The following is a 17,008-nucleotide window of genomic DNA, read 5'->3' as shown; positions in this document are numbered from 1 at the left end:
ATACATGCACCTCTTACTCATGTTATGCCCGAACACAAAATTTCTGACACCCTCCGCTGAGTTCGAGCAATGCGCGATCCCTGTGGGAGCGGGCATGCCCGCGAAGGGCCGCAAGCGGCCCCCAAGACATGCCCTGACCGCACCTGCACTCCTACAACAACGCCAGACTCTTCCTACGCTTCAGCACTGGCAACTCCATCCCCTGCGAAATACCCTACAACCTCTGTCGACACGCGTCTGATTGTTCCTGCAAATCCCGCGCTCTAGGCTTTTCCAGTCGCTGACGGTTCAGCGATCGGGTGTGGAAACCTGGCAAGACCTATGGTGCGTGTCGTTACGACAGCTGTACGCGGGAGGCCTTTGGGCCTACCGGGTTCGCACCATGCCTGGTTTTCCACCCCGTGTGCAGCTGTCACCCCTATGTGTGGAAACGGATGGGTGGCATATATCTCCATGGTGCCGAACTCATGAACGACGAAACCAAAACCACCCCTGGCGTTACCTACTTCTACCAAGGCGAAGGCCAAACCCATCCACTATTCCGCATTGCCGAGGGCATCCCCTGTCGCAGCGCCCGTGAGCAGGCCTCGGAGCTGATGGGCTATGCGCGGGACTTGTCGCTGACCGGTTTGATGGATGGCGACCAGCAAATGATGTGGGCTTCGCACTACTTCGCAGCAATGGCCAAGGCGCTGCTGGATGATGCCGAGCTGGGCTTGATGCGCTGATTCTTGTACTAGCTGTACCGGCCCTTTCGCGGGTGAACCCGCTCCCACAGGAGTTGTGCATAGACTGAAAGATGCGCTATCTCCGTGGAAGCGGGTCCCCCGCGGTGTGTCCTCAGGCAAGACCAGGCATCGCGGGTTACTGCATTAATGGTGCGTAAGCCGACAAAAAGCCTAAAAGAGCGGCGATGGGCATTCAGCAGATACGGGAGCTCTCATTTAATCAGTTTCATTAGGAAATATGTCGCTACCCAGGCAACACCAATGGTGTTTAGCGAGGATGCAATAAGTATTTTTCTTCTTAAATGCCTAGGGAATTGTAAGTGGTCTTTCTCATCCAATAGTCCGCTCCGAATGCTTGAGGCGGGGGATCCAATGGCACCCGCGATTACAGAAATAACTAGAATTCTGGAACCTATTCTTTTCTCTCCCCACATGCCGGTCGCAAATGGGAGGCACGCGCTCCGTTGGAGTGCTGAGGTCATTTCTTTATACTGGCGAGAGCATGCAATGTGAAGATCAGATGCAAGCCCGATTAAGGCGAGGCAGATAGGAGTGGCTAACAGGAATAGCCTTAGTTTGACGTCAAGATGATCAATCATCTCCAAAGACCTCGAAGACTAATTCGCCGAACTCCTCACCCGCTTCCATACCGCCGATGCTGCCGGCCAAAGCGCCTCCGCCAGTGATGACTATTCCGCATGCCACGGCGTAGGGCCCAACTCTCCAGCAAACCTTTGCAGAGATTTTGCCCGCAAATTTTCCTGCCAACCAGCCACCAGCTAAGCCACCGGAGAAATTGCCGGCCTCAGTAACGCTTACTTTTTTACAAGCATTTGTATTGCCCTCTTTGCACACCTCTGAAATTTTCAGAGCAGATCCGCCTCCACCAATAGCAATGCCAATACGTCCTCCGTTTTTTAAATATTTTGCCATCTTGGCCAGCTTGTCCAAATGTGTCGAGTAACCAGGGATGTGTGTCGCTCCCCCCGCTTTACTCCAGTGGTGCACCAAGCTTCTTGACGATATTCCTAAGTCCCGGCGCAAGCTTTCATAATTTCCTAGATTGAGGCGCTTGTTCAGGAGAGTCGCTTTCAGGTTTGTACTTAATTGCTTGAACAGTTTTTGACGTTCCGCAAAGAACTCCGGGTGTCTAAGATGTCCATGCTTAATGAATTGATCTTTATGCAAGTCTTCAATTTTTCGCAGTATGTCGTTGAGCTCATCCAGCGACTTGCCAATCATCGCCTCGCTCACACCCATCGTCAGACTCACATCGCTGAGCAGCCCGGCGATCTCGGCCTGATGGCGCATCATGAATTCGGCTTCCTCCGGCGTCAGTTCTGCCAACGCTTCCCGCGCCTGTTTCGCCGCACTCATTGCAGTCAGTTCTTCACGCGTGCACATCGGCCGCCGCAAACCGTCACCAATGACAAAGATCTCACCTGCCTTGAACCCACGTTCATACGTCGGGTTCAGTCTCTCCAGAATCGAACTCGGCAAATTGGCCTGCGGCGCGCCGAGCTCTGCTAAGACTTCCTGGTACGTCATGCAACGCGGAACGATGTAGAAGCCAGGTTCCATGCCTTGCGCAGCGGTCGAGGGCTGGAATGCCCCAAGTTGATAGCTGTTTCTTACCTGATTACTCGCTTGAGCCTGTGGCGGTGCCTCATGAACGGCCTCAGGTACAGGCGCCCTGCGCGGCGCTGGAGCTGAATGCCCACGCGCAATCAGGCGATTGCTGCCCAATGGGCACCCGCATTGCACCAGCGCTCCATCCAAAGCTGTAGGTATGCCGTCCTGCTGCCAGCGGGACTCGCCTTCGATGAGGGTGCCTTCTTGGCCGCAGAGAGGGCAGGGGGTGGTCTTGTCGCCTTTGAGCGGCCATTCGCTGCCGTGTACACGGCCCCTGGCCTGGCCGGCAATGCAGATGGCGCCAGTGGTGGTTTCGTCCCCGTCCAGGCCCTGGCCTCGGCCGAAGATGTTCATGCGCATGCTCATGGCTCGCCTCTTTTTAAAGTGGGAGCCAGGAACCTAGCAGCCTGTAGGCGGGTATTTTCAGGTAGGGGAGGTTTTAGGAAGGGTCCTACAATGGATAGGGATTTGGACTACAGCGCTTTTTGATGACGGTGCGGGAATCGGGTTAGGGCTGACATGCGCCCCCCACCACATGTTTAGTCATTAATGTCACTTTGACTGACCCGCGGGGAGTGCTTCACTGGGGCTCTCAAGCTACCCGGATCCAGGAGCCCTCGATGAACCTGCACCAGTACGCTGAAACCCACGAAGTCACCAACCAGCCACCGCCCCTCGACGGAGCCAACCTTTACCGCCTCGACCTGCCGCTACAGGAATGGTCGCGGCGTTTCGGTGCGGGTTGGGCCGAATCGCGGATCGATGCCTACGGTGCCCTGGCCGGTGGCCCGCTGATGCAGGCGGGCTTCCTGGCCAATGCGCACAAGCCGGAGTTCAGCAGCCACGACCGCTACGGCCATCGCATCGACCTGGTCGAATTCCACCCCGCCTACCACGAGCTGATGCGCACCGCCGTCGAGCACGGCCTGCCGTCGCTGCCATGGGCCGAACCCCGCGCAGGCGCCCATGTGGCGCGGGCTTCGATGACCTACCTGCACAGCCAGGCCGAGGCCGGTACCGGCTGCCCGCTGACCATGACCTTCGCCGCCGTGCCAGCGCTGCGGCTGCAACCCGAACTGGCCGAATACTGGCTGCCGAAAATCCTCGCCTGCGAGTACGACCCGCGTAACGTCGGCGACCGTCACAAGGCCGGTGTCACCCTGGGCATGGCCATGACCGAGAAGCAGGGTGGCACCGATGTACGCGCCAACACCACCCGGGCTTATCCGGTCGGCGCCGCGGGCCCGGGGCAGCCCTACGAGCTGATCGGCCACAAGTGGTTCTGCTCGGCGCCGATGTGCGATGCCTTCCTGACCCTGGCCCAGACCGAAAAAGGCCTGAGCTGCTTCCTGCTGCCGCGTCACCGTCCGGATGACAGCCGTAACCAGTTCTATATCCAGCGCCTGAAGAACAAGCTGGGCAACAGTTCCAACGCCTCCAGCGAGGTGGAGTTCCGCGGTGCCCTGGCGTGGATGGTCGGGGAAGAAGGGCGGGGCGTGCCGACCATCATCGAAATGGTGGCCATGACCCGCTTCGACTGCATGGTCGGCTCCAGCGCCTTGATGCGCCAGGCGCTGACCCAGGCGACCCACCATTGCGCGCACCGCAAGGTCGGCGGGCGGCTGCTGAGCGAGCAGCCGTTGATGCAGAACGTGCTGGCCGACCTGGCGTTGGAAAGCGAGGCCGCGCTGGCCCTGAGCCTGCGCATGGGGCAGGCGCTGGAGCAGCTGGAAGACCCGCAGCAGGCGCATTTCGCCCGGCTGGTCACGGCGGTGGGCAAGTACTGGATCTGCAAGCGCGCGCCGGCCATGATCAACGAGGCCGCCGAGTGCCTGGGCGGGGCGGGTTATGTGGAAGACAGCATCCTGCCACGGCTGTACCGCGAAGCGCCGGTCAACTCGACCTGGGAAGGTTCGGGCAATGTGCAATGCCTGGACGTACTGCGGGCCTTGTCCAAGGAGCCGGGCGTGCTCGATGCGCTGTTCGCCGAGCTGGGCGATGGGCACGGGGACCCGCGCCTGGCGGCGCACATCGGCAACCTCAAGGGGGCGTTTGCCGACACTGGCGACATGCAGTACCGCGCGCGGCAGCTGACCGAGGATATTGCCCTGGCGCTGCAGGCCAAGCTGCTGCTGGAGGCGGGCAATGCGGTGGTCAGTGATGCGTTTATCGACAGCCGCTTGACGGGGGGCGGGCGCGTGTACGGGGCGTTGCCGCGGGGTGTGGATGTGGAGGCATTGGTGGCCAGGGCTACGCCAGCCTGGGCGAACTGAGCTGGCTTCTTCGCGGGCCCGCCCGCTCCCACAGGTACTGCGTCGTACTTGAGGGCAGTGAAGATCCTGTGGGAGCGGGCGTGCCCGCGAATGGATGCAACACCGATCAATGGGGGTGTATTTAGCCAAGAAGGCAGGCAAGATGGTTCACATGCATGTCCAGACAGGAAGCACAGTGTGAGCCAAGCTTTTGTAGTCGTTGATACCCCCGAACAGGCCGTCGACCGTCTGGCGGCCCTGCATGACCAGGCCACCGGGGCCCTTAGCCAGGCCCTCAAGCGTTACCTGAAGGACCGTACCGAGCCGGGCGCCGAAGAGCGCGACCTGTTCCGCTACCCGGCGCTGCGCCTGACCTATTACAGCCATGGTGAAGTCGCCGCCACCACGCGGGCCTACGCCAAGGTTCAGGTGGCAGGTACCTACAGCGTCACCATCACCCAGCCGGCTGCTTTTCGTGGCTACCTGCTGGAGCAACTGCGCCCGCTGATGCACGACTACACCGTCACGGTAGAGGTCGGCGTCAGTGAACAGAACATCCCTTACCCCTACGTGGTCGACCAGGGCGACGAACTGGCCGGCAGCGGCATCACCGCCGCGCAGCTGGCGCGGGTGTTCCCCAGCACCGACCTGTCGGCTGCGACCGACAACATCGCCGACGGCCTGTATGACTGGGGCAGTGCCGAGACTCTGCCGCTGGCGCTGTTCGATGCCGCGCGGGTCGACTTCTCGCTGCGCCGCCTGGTGCACTACACCGGCAGCGACTGGCGCCATGTACAGCCGTGGATCCTGCTGACCAACTACCATCGCTATGTTGACCAGTTCATCAGCCACGGCCTCGACCAATTGCGTGACGACCCTCGCTTCGTGCGCATGGTCCTGCCAGGCAATGTGGTGATCGAAAAGGGCATGGACCACGGTGAAACCCAGGCCCTGGTGGCCAGCGTGGTCTGGCACCGTTACCAGATGCCGGCTTATCACCTGATCGCCGCCGACGGCGACGGCGTCACGCTGGTCAACATCGGTGTCGGCCCGTCCAATGCCAAGAACATCACCGACCACCTGGCCGTGCTGCGCCCGCACTGCTGGCTGATGATCGGCCACTGCGGCGGCCTGCGGCAGTCGCAGACTATTGGCGATTATGTGCTGGCACACGCCTACATGCGCCGTGACGGTATTCTCGACCGGGTAGTGCCGCCGAACATTCCGATTCCGGCCCTGGCTGAGGTGCAGTTGGCCTTGCAGGAAGCCGCTGCGCAGGTCACCGGCGAGCGTGGTGAACAGCTGAAGAAGCGCCTGCGCACCGGCACTGTGCTGACCTACGACGACCGCAACTGGGAGCTGCGCTGGGCCCAGGAGCGGCCGCTGATCAACCTCTCGCGTGCCGTGGCGGTGGACATGGAAAGCGGTACGATTGCCGCCCAGGGTTACCGCTTGCGCGTGCCGTACGGCACCTTGCTGTGTGTGTCCGACAAGCCGCTGCACAGCGAGATCAAACTGCCGGGTTCGGCCAACGCCTTCTATAACCGGGCGGTCAGCCAGCATCTGAAGATCGGCATTGCCGCCCTCGACCTGCTGCGCACCGAGCTCAACTCGCTGCACTCGCGTAAACTGCGCAGCTTTGATGAGCCGCCGTTCCGCTGAGGATCCATGTCACTGCCACCCCGTTCCAAGCCGCGCCGCCCCCAGGCGCGGCCTGCCACCGGCCCGCGTCGCCAGCCCAAGGCGCCACCGGCCGAGCCGCGCCTGATCCTGTTCAACAAACCGTTCGACGTGCTGACCCAGTTCAGCGACGGCGACGGGCGCGCGACGCTCAAGGACTACATCGACATCCCCGGTGTGTACCCGGCCGGGCGGCTGGACCGCGATAGTGAAGGCCTGTTGCTGCTGACCAACGATGGCGGGCTGCAGGCGCGCATTGCCGACCCGAAGCACAAGCTGGCCAAGACTTATTGGGTTCAGGTGGAGGGGGAGCCGAGCGAGGAGCAGTTGCGGCGCTTGCGCGATGGCGTGGAACTGAACGATGGGCCGACCTTGCCGGCCGAGGCGCGGCGCCTGGACGAGCCGGCGCTGTGGCCGCGCAACCCGCCGGTGCGTTTTCGCAAGAGCGTGCCGACCAGCTGGCTGGAGCTGGTGATTCGCGAAGGGCGTAACCGCCAGGTGCGGCGGATGACGGCTGCGGTGGGGTTGCCGACCTTGCGCCTGGTGCGGGTGCGGATTGGCGACTGGGCGCTGGATGGGTTGGAGCAGGGGTGCTGGCGCGAAGTGGCCGCCAAGCTTTAGTCCAGTTCAAGGGCCATTCGCGGGCACGCCCGCTCCCACAGGTATAGTGCAGCCCTCAAGTGCAGCGCCAGACCTGTGGGAGCGGGCGTGCCCGCGAATGGCCTTGAATTTTCTACACCCCTTCGAGAAACCCCACCACCACGCTCTTGATGATAAAGGCCAACACCCCCAGCCCCAGCACGAAGAACAGGATCAGCGTCCCGAACCGCCCGGCCTTGGACTTTTTCGCCAGGTCCCAGACGATGAAACCCATGAAACCGATCAGCACGGTGACCAGGATGATCATCATCCACTCTTCGAATACGGCGGGATCCATCGGTGTTCTCCAGGCGGGTTGAGCGTCCGATTATACGCCTGCTGGCGCAGGCAATTAACGCAGGTGGGTCAAGGGCAGCTCGGTGCTGGCCAGCACCTGGTTCAGCACGAAGCTCGAACGCACGCTGGTGACGCCTTCAATGCGGGTCAGGCTGCCTAGCAGCAGTTTCTGGTAGTGGTCCATGTCGGGCACCACCACCTTCAGCTGGTAGTCGGCATCCATGCCGGTGACCAGGCTGCATTCAAGCACCTGTGGCAGGTTGCGGATGGCCGCCTCGAAGGTTTCGAAACGCTCCGGGGTGTGGCGGTCCATGCCGATCAGCACATAGGCAGTCAGGCTCAGGCCCAGCTTCTTGCGGTCGAGCAGGGCTACCTGGCGCGAGATGTAGCCATCGTCCTCCAGTTGCTTGACCCGACGCGAGCATGGCGAAGGCGACAAGCCGATGCGTTCGGCCAGTTCCTGGTTGGAAATGCGCGCATCGCGCTGCAATTCGGCGAGGATACTCAGGTCGTAGCGGTCAAGTTTGCTCATGGGTTATGCCTTTTCTGTTCAGATTGCGATGAATTATCAATCCAGGGTGAAAAATTGCGCAAGTGCTATTTATCTGAGCAATCTTCGCAATCATCTGTCGCATCCTGTCCGGTATCTTTATCCACAGAATCACTGCCCGGACATCAGTCCACGGCGACGCGCCCTAGGCGGGCGGTCGCGGCCAGCCATCCAACAGGATCTGCAGGCCCCCGGGCTACACACCTTCCAGAAGACGGTGTGAGGTGAGCCGGCGCCACAAGTGCCGAGCACGGACGACAATTCCTGAAGGGAGGCCCAGCGGCCTCCCTTTTTTCATGTCCGGAAATTTAATTGGCGTGCGTGACAGGCGCGGTAGACTGGCTGTGGTTGCCGTATTTTCTACCGAGAGGAACAGCATGAAGTCGCGCATCTGGCAGTTGGCAGGTGTTGGTGTGTTGGGGTTGAGCATCAGCCTCGGGGCCATGGCCGAAGGGCCGGGCGAGGGGGCGCCGGGCCGCTCGCTCAATTCGCGTGACGAAGTGCAGCAGACCCAGCCGCCACGGCAGGGCTATTACCAGGATATTCCCCGCCGCCATGGCGACAACCGCCACTGGGAAGCCGGTGGCCCGGGGCAACGGCCTGGCGGTGACTGGCAGGGGCGCCCTGATGGTCATGGCAATGGCTGGGGGCCGGGGCCGCATTATCGCCCGGGGTACACCATCGATCATTTCCCGGACCGCTACTGGAAAGTGCCCTACCGTGGGGATGACTATTTCTACTCCGGTGGTTACTGGTATCGCCCCCATGGTGGCCGTTATGTCGTGGTGAGCCCGCCCTACGGCGTGCGGGTCGACTACCTGCCGCCTTATGCGCGGGAAGTCTGGTTGGGCGGGGCGCTGTTCTTCCTGGTGGCCGATACCTATTACCAGTACCTGGCCGACAGCCGCGAGTACGTGGTGGTCAATCCGCCGCTAGCCGCGCCCGCACCTGTAAGTGGTCGGTATGATGTGGTGGCCTACCCCATGTATGGGCAAGGGCAGGAACAGCAGGACCAGGACCGTTACCAGTGCCACCGTTGGGCGGTGAGCCAGTCAGGGTTCGACCCGGCGACGGCGACTTATGCGCCGCCGGCCAATGTGGCGGACAACTACCGGCGGGCGCTGGGCGCGTGCTTCAGTGGCCGAGGCTACAGCATCAACTAAAGCAAGACATGCGGTGCATGGCACCGGCTGTGCCGGTGTTCGCGGGTAAACCCGCTCCTACAGTTACGCTCACTGATTCACACCGGATCCGCATGCACCATCACATCCGCCTGTGGATAACGCTGGCGGATCACCTTCGAGGCCTCCACGCACAAGGCATGCGCCTCATGCAGCGGCAACTGCCCCGGCATCTCCAGATGCAACTGCACGAACCACTGGTTGCCCGACACCCGTGTACGCAGGTCGTGCACGCCTTTGACCCCGGGAATGGCCAGCACCAGCGCAGCCATGGCCTCGCCGACATCGCCGGGCAGTTCCTGATCCATCAGGATGGCCGTGCTTTCCCGGGCGATCTGCAGCGCGCTCCAAAGGATATAGACAGCGATGCCCAGGCCGAAGAGCGCATCCAGTTGCGGCCAGCCAAAGCGTGCCAGCAGCAGGGCCAGCAGGATGCTGCCGTTGAGCAGCAGGTCCGAGCGGTAGTGCAGGGAGTCGGCCCGCACCGCCGTGGAGCCGGTCAGGCGGATGACCTTGTGTTGCAGTGCCAACAGCGCAAGGGTCAGCACCAGCGACAGCAGCATTACCCCGATACCGACGGCGGTATCGCCCAAGGGTTGCGGGGTGTGCAGGCGTTCAACCGCCTGCACACCGATCAGCACCGCACTGACCCCGATGAACAGCGCCTGCGCCATACCGGCCAGGGCTTCGGCCTTGCCATGGCCGAATCGGTGGTCGTCGTCGGCCGGGCGCAGGGCATAGTGCACGGCGAGCAGGTTGAGGAACGAGGCAACGGCATCCAGTGCCGAGTCGGTCAGCCCGGCCAGCAGGCTGACCGAGCCGCTCAGCCACCAGGCCAGCGCCTTGCTCAGGACCAGGATACTGGCCACCGCCAGCGATGCGCGCGTGGCCAGGCGTAACAGGCGCTGGTGTTCAGCCGGGGTGGTCATCATCCGTGGGTAGTGTCCTTGTGCTTCAGGCTTCAGGCTTCAGGCTGCAGGCACCAGGCCCAGGCTGGCCAACTGCTCGATGCTGCCGCGATGCTGGATCAGCCGTGGGTCGTTCAGCGGCAGGCGCTGGCCCAGTTCGCTTTCCAGAATGGCCTGCAACTTCAGGTTGTCGACCTTGCCATCGGGGCTCACGGCTTCACGCAGCTTGACCGGGTCAACCTGGGCGGATCGCCCGCCTGAGTAATAGATGGCGCCCGTGGCAAAGTCGATACCGAAGGCGATCAGCCCCGGGATCACGTAGAACAGGATGCCGATGGCATCCATTGCGGCAACCACTGGGTCGATCTTGCCGCCGATCTGGCCGCGCCGTTCCGGGTAGAGAATGGTGCCGCAGGCGGTCAGTTGGGTCAGCAAGGTGACGATGAGGGCGCCACCAATGACGCGGGTTGGGATGCGCATGTAAATCTCCGAAAAGGTATCCAGCAGGGCAAGCGAAGCGCCTGCACCTGAAGCTAAGACCATGATAGAGCAGGGTGGGTTCGCCGTTATACTCGCGGGACTGTTCGAGGACCACCATGATTTCATTACCGATCGATGCTGTCTTGCCCGCCCTGCGCCAGGCCCTGGATAACCGTGACGAAGCGGTGCTCGAGGCGCCACCTGGTGCGGGCAAGACCACCCGCGTGCCGCTGGCGCTGCTCAACGAGCCGTGGCTGGCCGGGCAGAGCATTCTAATGCTCGAGCCCCGCCGCCTGGCAGCGCGGGCTGCGGCCGAGCGCCTGGCCAGCGAACTGGGCGAAAAGGTCGGCGAGACCGTTGGCTATCGCATCCGCCTGGACAGCAAGGTCGGGCCGAAAACCCGCATCGAGGTAGTGACCGAAGGCATCCTCACCCGCCGCCTGCAGGCCGACCCGGCGCTGGAGGGTGTGGGGCTGGTGATCTTCGACGAATTTCACGAGCGCAGCCTTGATGCCGACCTGGCCTTGGCATTGAGCCTGAATGGCCGGGAATTGCTGCGGGACGATCCGCCGCTGAAGGTTTTGCTGATGTCCGCGACCCTGGAGGGCGAGCGACTTTCGCGGCTGCTGAATGATGCCCCGGTGGTAAGCAGCGAAGGCCGCATGCACCCCGTCGACATCCGTTGGGGGCGGCCTTTCCAGGCGGGTGAGTTCATCGAGCCTCGGGTAGTGGACAGCGTGTTGCAGGCACTGGCTGACCAGACCGGCAGTTTGCTGGTATTCCTGCCGGGTCAGGCCGAGATCCGCCGGGTTCACCAGAGCCTGCAGGAAGCGTTGGGCGAGCGTCCCGAGGTCCTGCTCTGCCCGCTGCATGGCGAGCTCGATCTCGACGCCCAACGTGCGGCCATCGACCCGGCGCCCAAGGGCCTGCGCAAGGTGGTGCTGGCCACAAACATTGCCGAGACCAGCCTGACCATCGACGGCGTGCGCGTGGTGATCGACACAGGCCTGGCCCGGGTACCGCGTTTCGACCCCGGCAGCGGCATGACTCGTCTGGACACCCAACGTATCTCTCGCGCCAGTGCCACTCAGCGCGCTGGCCGTGCTGGCCGCCTGGAGCCCGGCGTGTGCTATCGCCTGTGGTCCGAGGCCCAGCATGACCAGCTGGCCGCACACGGCAGCGCCGAGATCCTGCAGGCCGACCTGGCCGGCCTGGCCCTGCAACTGGCACGCTGGGGCGTTACGCCCGAGCAGCTGCGCTGGCTCGACCAGCCCCCCACTGCTGCCTTCACCCAGGCCCAGGACCTGCTGGCACGGCTCAATGCCTTCAAGCCCGGCAGCCGTGACAACCTCAGCGAACACGGCCTGGCCATGGCCGAGCTGCCCGCGCATCCACGTATTGCGCATTTGCTGTTGCGCGGCCAGGCCCTGGGCCTGGCACAGATGGCCTGTGATGTGGCTGCGCTGCTGGGCGAGCGGGATATCCAGCGCGGCGGTGGCGCCGACTTGCACAGCCGGCTGGCGCTGGTCAGTGGCGAGAGCAGGGCCGCCCGTGGCAGCCACGGTGGTGTGCAGCGTGCGCGCCAATTGGCCCGCCAGTACCGTGGTCTGCTGCGTGGCAAACCAGGCGCGCCGGTTGTGGACCCTGATCACCCGCGCTGGCTGGGCGCGCTGCTGGCGCTGGCCTATCCCGACCGCGTCGCTCAGCAGCGCCGCGAAGGGGGGGCGGAATATCGGCTGGCGAACGGCCGGGCGGCGCTGTTTGCCGAAGTCGATGCACTGATGAAGTGCCCGTGGGTGGTGATCGCCGACCTGGGCAGCCGCCAGGGCCAGCGCGAAGAACGCATCTATCTGGCCGCCGAGTTCGATCCGGCGCTGTTCGAGGGCGTGCTGGCCGAACAGGTCGAGCGAGTCGATATTCTTGATTGGGACGAGCGTGAGCAGGTGCTGCGTGCCGAACGCCAGACCAAGGTCGGCGAGCTGGTGCTGGGTCGTGAACCGTTACCCAACCTGGATGACGATGCCCGCGCCAAAGCGTTGCTTGGCCTGGTGCGGCGCAAGGGCCTGAACCTGTTGACCTGGACCCCGGAACTTCGCCAATGGCAAGCGCGGGTGGCGCTGTTACGTCAGCTTGATCTGGACAAAGAGGGGCAAAGCGAATGGCCTGACCTGGGGGACGAAGCGCTGCTGGCGACCCTGGAAGACTGGCTGCAGCCATACTTGGGCAAGGTCTCGCGGCTGAGCCATTTCGCCGCCCTGGATGTGTCCTCGATCTTGCGCAATCTGCTGCCTTGGCCATTGCCCCAGCGCCTGGACGAATGGGCACCGGCGCATCTGGCGGTGCCCTCCGGCTCGAACATTCGCCTGGACTACAGTGAAAACCCACCGATTCTCGCCGTGCGTCTGCAGGAACTCTTCGGCCTTGCCGATACTCCGCGTATTGCCCAAGGCCGTCAGCAAGTGAAGTTGCATTTGTTGTCACCGGCACGGCGGCCGGTACAAGTGACCCAGGATCTGGCCAACTTCTGGCGCACGACGTATACCGAGGTTAAGAAGGATTTGAAAGGGCGTTATCCCAAGCACTATTGGCCGGATGACCCCTTGGTGGCCGATGCGACCGCGCGGGCGAAGCCGCGCGGCACTTGAATGTGACGCAGAGCGGTAGCCAGATCGGTTGCCTTGTTCAGAGGGTTAGAGATCTGGCTGTCTTCATGAATCATGTGATTCGGCCAAAGAAAATTTGTGAAGGCTAAGAAGCCCAAATATATGTGCGCTTCATCGATGTGCTCCCTATGAATTAATATTTCGTCAGGTCGAAGGTGACGATCTGACCTTTCTTGACATTCAGCGGGGCTAACGTTTCTTGGTACTCGTCTCGTTTGTAGTCAATGGCGCCCACGCTCTGCCCGCTTTGGTCTCGCAGATGACAGATGAGAGATCCATTGAGCAGGTGCAGCGGCTCGATCACCCAGTAATCGGTGACTTCGGCATACTTGTAGAAGCCGAGGTAGCCATTGCGGCTGACACCCAACTTCTTGTCTGGTTGTCCCCAAAGGTGGATGTGATAATGCAGGCGATCTTCGGTTTTGGAGATATAACGGAACTCCAACAGTGGCGGCAGCGTGCGTCCGCCCAATATTAACCAATCATCCCCAGGGGAGAAATCAAAGAAACTATCATCAGTTTTGTCGCCACTACGACTAAGCCGAGTATTGGCATAACCATCGTCGAGGCGCATTAAAAGCCGGCCTCGAAACGATTCGGCATATTGAGTGCTGATTGTTTGCTCCATGACGTTTTCCTCTAATGGCATTGAAGGTGTGTTTACACTAATGCCACCGTCGGGCGTGCGAGCAGAATGAAGATTTTCCCAGACGCCTCAAGCCCCGGCTTCACCTTCCAGCAGCATGAACAGGCGATACAGCACCACGGTACTGAACAGCTGCAGGAAGCCGCTCAGGCTGTCCATGGCCAGTTGGGCACCCGCTGCGGGTTCGGGAAAAGCCATCAGCAATAGCCCGTCGATCAGCCAGATCGGTGCCAGCACCCCCAGCACGCAGATCATGATGCGCATGAAGTGTCCGGTGGTCATGCGTGCGCTCTCGCGCATCGACTGCACCACCGGCAGGCCGCGCAGTACCAGCAGGTACTCGGCGAACACCAGGTTGATCATGATCCACACGCCCGGGAAGATGAACAGCGCCAGGCCGGCCATGATCAGCAGCGAGCTGATCAGGATCAGCAGGGCCAGCTGCGGCCACAGTTGCACGGCGCGGGCGAACAGGTCTCGCTTGGCGATTTCCTGGCCGTTGCTGCGGGTGTCGAGGTACAAGATCAGCGCGGCGCTGTACAGCGGGTAGAACAGCAGGCTGATCAGCATGCCGTAGGCCGGCGATGCCTGGTCGCCCATCTGCCGGTACAGCAGCTGGGTGAGCAAGGCTTCCAGCACCACCAGCGGCAGGCACAGCTGGAGGATGTTCGGCAGGTGGCGGCGGAAGAAGTACAGGGAGTCGCGCAGGACGCTCAGCGGGTTCATCGGTCTACATCGCATGGCAGTAAAAACAGGGGCATAACTTTAGCCCAAAGCAGGCCTGGGGCTGTCACTTGCTGAAAAAAGTTTCACGCCGCCGGTGATTGAATCCCACGCCTGTACGCCCCATCTTTGACGCTGTCCGTTGTCCGCTACCCCACGAGGTCGCCCCATGAATACTGAAGAACAAACCCTGATCGACGGCCTGTTCGGCCGCCTCAAGCAAGCCGAAGACCCGAGCCAGCCACGTGATGCGCAGGCCCAGGCATGCATCGAGGAACATGTGCGTCAGCAGCCGGCGGCGCCTTATTACATGGCCCAGGCGATCCTGGTGCAGGAGGCTGCGATCAAGCGCCTCGACGAGCAGAACAAGCAACTGGAAGCCGAACTGAAGCAGGCCCGTGCCCAGGCCGAGGCCGCCCGTGCCGGCAGCGCGCCGAGCAATGGCGGTGGTGGTTTCCTGTCCAGCATCTTTGGTTCGTCTGGGCGCAATGCGGCCCCGGCCGTGCAACCGCAGCGTCCCGCTGCAGCCCCCGTGGCATCTGGCGGTGGCTGGCGTGAGCCGTTGGCGCCGGGCTTTTCCCAGCCGCAAGTGCAGCAGCCTGGCTTCGGTGCTGCGCCGGCACGCAGTGGTGCCAGCAGCTTCCTCGGCGGTGCGATGCAGACTGCGGCCGGTGTGGCGGGTGGTGTGTTGCTGGCGCAGGGCATCAGCAGCCTGTTCAACCACAACTCGCAGCCGGAGGAGGTGGTAGAGGTGATCAAGGAAGAGCCGGCGCCTGCCAGCGACAGCGGAGGCTGGAACGACTCGGGGGCGCAGCAGCAGGTGGCTGACAACAGTGGTTGGGGCAGCGACCAGGGTGGTTATGCCGACAGCGATTATGGCAGCGATGATGGCGGGTTCTTCTCGGACGACGATTCGTACGTCTGACAGGTCTGGCATACTGCTGGCAATTTTAGGGGCGCTTTGCGCCCCTTTCGCGACGCAAGGCCGCTCCTGCAAGGGTACGCGAACCCCTGTAGGAGCGGCCTTGTGTCGCGAAAGGGCTGCAAGGCAGCCCCCAGCATTCCAGGCCGACCAAGGGGTTCCAAGGTGAAAAAGATCGCGCTGTTCGCCGATGTGCAGAACCTCTACTACACCGTGCGCCAGGCCCACGGCTGCCATTTCAACTACACCGCCCTGTGGGCCGATGTCAGCCGCGAAGGCCAGATCGTCGAGGCCGTGGCCTATGCCATCGACCGGGGCGACAGCAAGCAGCAGCAGTTCCAGCAGATCCTGCGCAATCTCGGTTTCGATGTGCGCCTTAAGCCCTTCATCCAGCGCAGCGATGGCTCGGCCAAAGGTGACTGGGATGTGGGTATTACCCTGGATGTGATCGACGCCGCCAGCCGCGTCGACCAAGTGGTACTGGCCTCCGGCGACGGCGATTTCGATCTGCTGCTGGAGCGGGTGATACAGCGCCATGGCACCGAGGCAGTGGTGTATGGTGTGCCCGGGCTTACCGCACTGTCGCTGATCCGTGCCGCCACCCGTTATGTGCCCATCGAGGGTGCGCTGTTGCTAAAACACTGAGATTTTTCATGGAACGTATCGCTGTCATCGACTTTGAAACCACCGGCATCAGCCCCGGCGCCGGCTGCCGCGCCACTGAGGTGGCGGTGGTGATGCTGGAGGGCGGGCGCATCGTCGAGCGCTATCAGAGCTTGATGAACGCGGGCGTGCCGGTACCGGCCTTCGTCGCCGGGCTCACTGGCATCACCACCGCCATGCTGCGCAGTGCGCCGCCGGTGGACAAGGTGATGAACGAAGTGGCCGAGTTCGTTGGTGGTACCCCGCTGCTGGCACACAATGCCGCCTTCGACCAGAAGTTTTGGGACTACGAACTGAGCCGCATCGGCCGTAGCCGCAGCCAGGCCTTCGCCTGTTCCCTGCTGCTGTCACGGCGCCTTTTGCCGGCGGCACCGAACCACAAGCTGGGCACCTTGACCCGCTGGGCCGGGCTGCCGGATACCGGTACCGCGCACCGTGCCATGGCCGATGCCGAAATGGCCGCCAACCTGCTGCAACACTTGGCTGGCGTGCTGCGCCAGAGCCACGGTGTACAGCAGCTTTCGCACGACCTGCTCTGCCGCCTGCAGAAAACCCCGGCCGCCAAGGTTCGTGAAGCTCTGGCCAGGTACTGTTAGGGCTTCTTCTCCAGTTGCCCCAGCGGTACCCGCCGCTCCACAGCGCTTGAGAGAATGATCGAGGTCTTGCTGAAGCCGAACTGCGCGACCCGGTTGATCAGCTCTTCCAGCTCCGGCATCGAACCCACCGCTGCCTGCATGATGACGCAGGGGTCGCCGGTTACCCGATGGCATTCGGTCAATTGGGGGATCTGGGTCAACGCTTCGTAGGCCTGCTGGTTGCCGTGGCTGGCCAGGCGCAGTTCGATCACGCACTGGATCGGCAGGCCGATCTTGCTCATGTCGACCTTGGCCTGGTAGCCGGTGATAACCCCGCTGGCCTCGAGCTTGGCCACCCGCTCGGCCACCGCCGGCGCCGACAGGTTCACCTGGCGCGCCAGTTGCGCGAAGGTGGCGCGGCCATTGTCGAGCAGGGCGGCGAGCAGCATGCGGTCGTACTTGTCCATGG

At 62.5% G+C, this 17,008-nt stretch carries 17 protein-coding genes; 9 read left to right on the top strand and 8 right to left on the bottom strand.

Annotation, left to right across the window (positions count from 1 at the left end):
- The first annotated feature begins 467 nt into the window (after positions 1-467).
- Complete coding sequence (locus MJ643_RS21470) at positions 468-728, top strand: DUF3077 domain-containing protein (protein ID WP_003257593.1); 261 nt, start codon at positions 468-470, stop codon at positions 726-728.
- A 591-nt stretch (positions 729-1,319) separates the two neighbouring features.
- Here the strand turns inward: MJ643_RS21470 and MJ643_RS21465 are convergent.
- Positions 1,320-2,726 carry a PAAR domain-containing protein gene (locus MJ643_RS21465; RefSeq protein ID WP_080676071.1) on the bottom strand — a complete coding sequence of 469 codons (1,407 nt, stop codon included), beginning with the start codon at positions 2,724-2,726 and terminating at the stop codon, positions 1,320-1,322.
- Between the two features lie 254 nt (positions 2,727-2,980).
- On the opposite strand from MJ643_RS21465, the gene MJ643_RS21460 reads away from it, so the two are divergent.
- The 3 genes from MJ643_RS21460 to MJ643_RS21450 all read left to right on the top strand — a co-directional run bounded on the left by MJ643_RS21460 (position 2,981) and on the right by MJ643_RS21450 (position 6,913).
- Complete coding sequence (locus tag MJ643_RS21460; RefSeq protein ID WP_013974334.1) at positions 2,981-4,633, top strand: acyl-CoA dehydrogenase family protein; 1,653 nt, start codon at positions 2,981-2,983, stop codon at positions 4,631-4,633.
- Between the two features lie 177 nt (positions 4,634-4,810).
- On the top strand, positions 4,811-6,274 hold the full coding sequence (amn, locus tag MJ643_RS21455; protein WP_015271928.1) for an AMP nucleosidase: 1,464 nt from the start codon (positions 4,811-4,813) through the stop codon (positions 6,272-6,274).
- 6 nt (positions 6,275-6,280) lie between these two features.
- A complete protein-coding gene (locus MJ643_RS21450; protein ID WP_013974332.1) occupies positions 6,281-6,913 on the top strand; it encodes a pseudouridine synthase in 633 nt (210 codons plus the stop codon).
- 112 nt (positions 6,914-7,025) lie between these two features.
- Here the strand turns inward: MJ643_RS21450 and MJ643_RS21445 are convergent, their stop codons facing one another.
- Together MJ643_RS21445 and MJ643_RS21440 are read right to left on the bottom strand one after the other, a co-directional pair.
- Positions 7,026-7,229, bottom strand: a complete 204-nt coding sequence (locus MJ643_RS21445; protein WP_013974331.1) for a DUF2788 domain-containing protein — start codon at positions 7,227-7,229, stop codon at positions 7,026-7,028.
- A gap of 54 nt (positions 7,230-7,283) precedes the next feature.
- Positions 7,284-7,760: an Lrp/AsnC family transcriptional regulator gene (locus MJ643_RS21440; RefSeq protein WP_003249795.1), complete on the bottom strand. Its 477-nt coding sequence runs from the start codon at positions 7,758-7,760 to the stop codon at positions 7,284-7,286.
- Positions 7,761-8,155: 395 nt separating this feature from the next.
- Between MJ643_RS21440 and MJ643_RS21435 the strand changes: the two genes are divergently transcribed.
- Positions 8,156-8,941, top strand: a complete 786-nt coding sequence (locus MJ643_RS21435; protein WP_024087781.1) for a DUF6515 family protein — start codon at positions 8,156-8,158, stop codon at positions 8,939-8,941.
- A gap of 77 nt (positions 8,942-9,018) precedes the next feature.
- Here MJ643_RS21435 and MJ643_RS21430 read toward each other — a convergent pair whose 3' ends face one another.
- Positions 9,019-9,891, bottom strand: a complete 873-nt coding sequence (locus MJ643_RS21430; RefSeq protein ID WP_013974329.1) for a cation diffusion facilitator family transporter — start codon at positions 9,889-9,891, stop codon at positions 9,019-9,021.
- Positions 9,892-9,927: 36 nt separating this feature from the next.
- Positions 9,928-10,347 carry a hypothetical protein gene (locus tag MJ643_RS21425; protein WP_013974328.1) on the bottom strand — a complete coding sequence of 140 codons (420 nt, stop codon included), beginning with the start codon at positions 10,345-10,347 and terminating at the stop codon, positions 9,928-9,930.
- A 116-nt stretch (positions 10,348-10,463) separates the two neighbouring features.
- Between MJ643_RS21425 and hrpB the strand changes: the two genes are divergently transcribed.
- Complete coding sequence (gene hrpB, locus MJ643_RS21420; protein WP_024087779.1) at positions 10,464-12,992, top strand: ATP-dependent helicase HrpB; 2,529 nt, start codon at positions 10,464-10,466, stop codon at positions 12,990-12,992.
- A gap of 151 nt (positions 12,993-13,143) precedes the next feature.
- On the opposite strand, the gene MJ643_RS21415 is transcribed toward hrpB, so the two are convergent.
- Together MJ643_RS21415 and MJ643_RS21410 are read right to left on the bottom strand one after the other, a co-directional pair.
- The gene (locus MJ643_RS21415; RefSeq protein ID WP_044039894.1) at positions 13,144-13,638 is read right to left on the bottom strand and encodes a hypothetical protein; all 495 of its coding nucleotides are present in this window, start codon (positions 13,636-13,638) and stop codon (positions 13,144-13,146) included.
- A gap of 87 nt (positions 13,639-13,725) precedes the next feature.
- Positions 13,726-14,382, bottom strand: coding sequence for a YciC family protein (locus tag MJ643_RS21410; RefSeq protein WP_013974325.1), 657 nt, complete (start codon positions 14,380-14,382; stop codon positions 13,726-13,728).
- A gap of 166 nt (positions 14,383-14,548) precedes the next feature.
- Here MJ643_RS21410 and MJ643_RS21405 point away from each other — a divergent pair, with 166 nt between their 5' ends.
- The 3 genes from MJ643_RS21405 (at position 14,549) to MJ643_RS21395 (ending at position 16,560) form a co-directional block, all read left to right on the top strand.
- Positions 14,549-15,304, top strand: coding sequence for a DUF2076 domain-containing protein (locus MJ643_RS21405; RefSeq protein WP_013974324.1), 756 nt, complete (start codon positions 14,549-14,551; stop codon positions 15,302-15,304).
- Between the two features lie 162 nt (positions 15,305-15,466).
- The gene (locus MJ643_RS21400; protein ID WP_004576858.1) at positions 15,467-15,946 is read left to right on the top strand and encodes an NYN domain-containing protein; all 480 of its coding nucleotides are present in this window, start codon (positions 15,467-15,469) and stop codon (positions 15,944-15,946) included.
- An 8-nt stretch (positions 15,947-15,954) separates the two neighbouring features.
- A complete protein-coding gene (locus MJ643_RS21395; RefSeq protein ID WP_013974323.1) occupies positions 15,955-16,560 on the top strand; it encodes a 3'-5' exonuclease in 606 nt (201 codons plus the stop codon).
- Here the strand turns inward: MJ643_RS21395 and MJ643_RS21390 are convergent.
- Positions 16,557-17,006 (bottom strand): Lrp/AsnC family transcriptional regulator, encoded by a 450-nt coding sequence (locus MJ643_RS21390; protein ID WP_013974322.1) that lies wholly within the window; start codon positions 17,004-17,006, stop codon positions 16,557-16,559. The genes MJ643_RS21395 and MJ643_RS21390 overlap by 4 nt on opposite strands.
- Positions 17,007-17,008 lie beyond the last annotated feature (2 nt).

The sequence above is a fragment of the Pseudomonas sp. PNPG3 genome (assembly GCF_023093815.1).
Classification (GTDB): domain Bacteria; phylum Pseudomonadota; class Gammaproteobacteria; order Pseudomonadales; family Pseudomonadaceae; genus Aquipseudomonas; species Aquipseudomonas asiatica.
The sequence above is the reverse complement of the archived record's forward strand: the minus strand, read 5'-3'. Positions and strand labels throughout refer to the sequence as shown.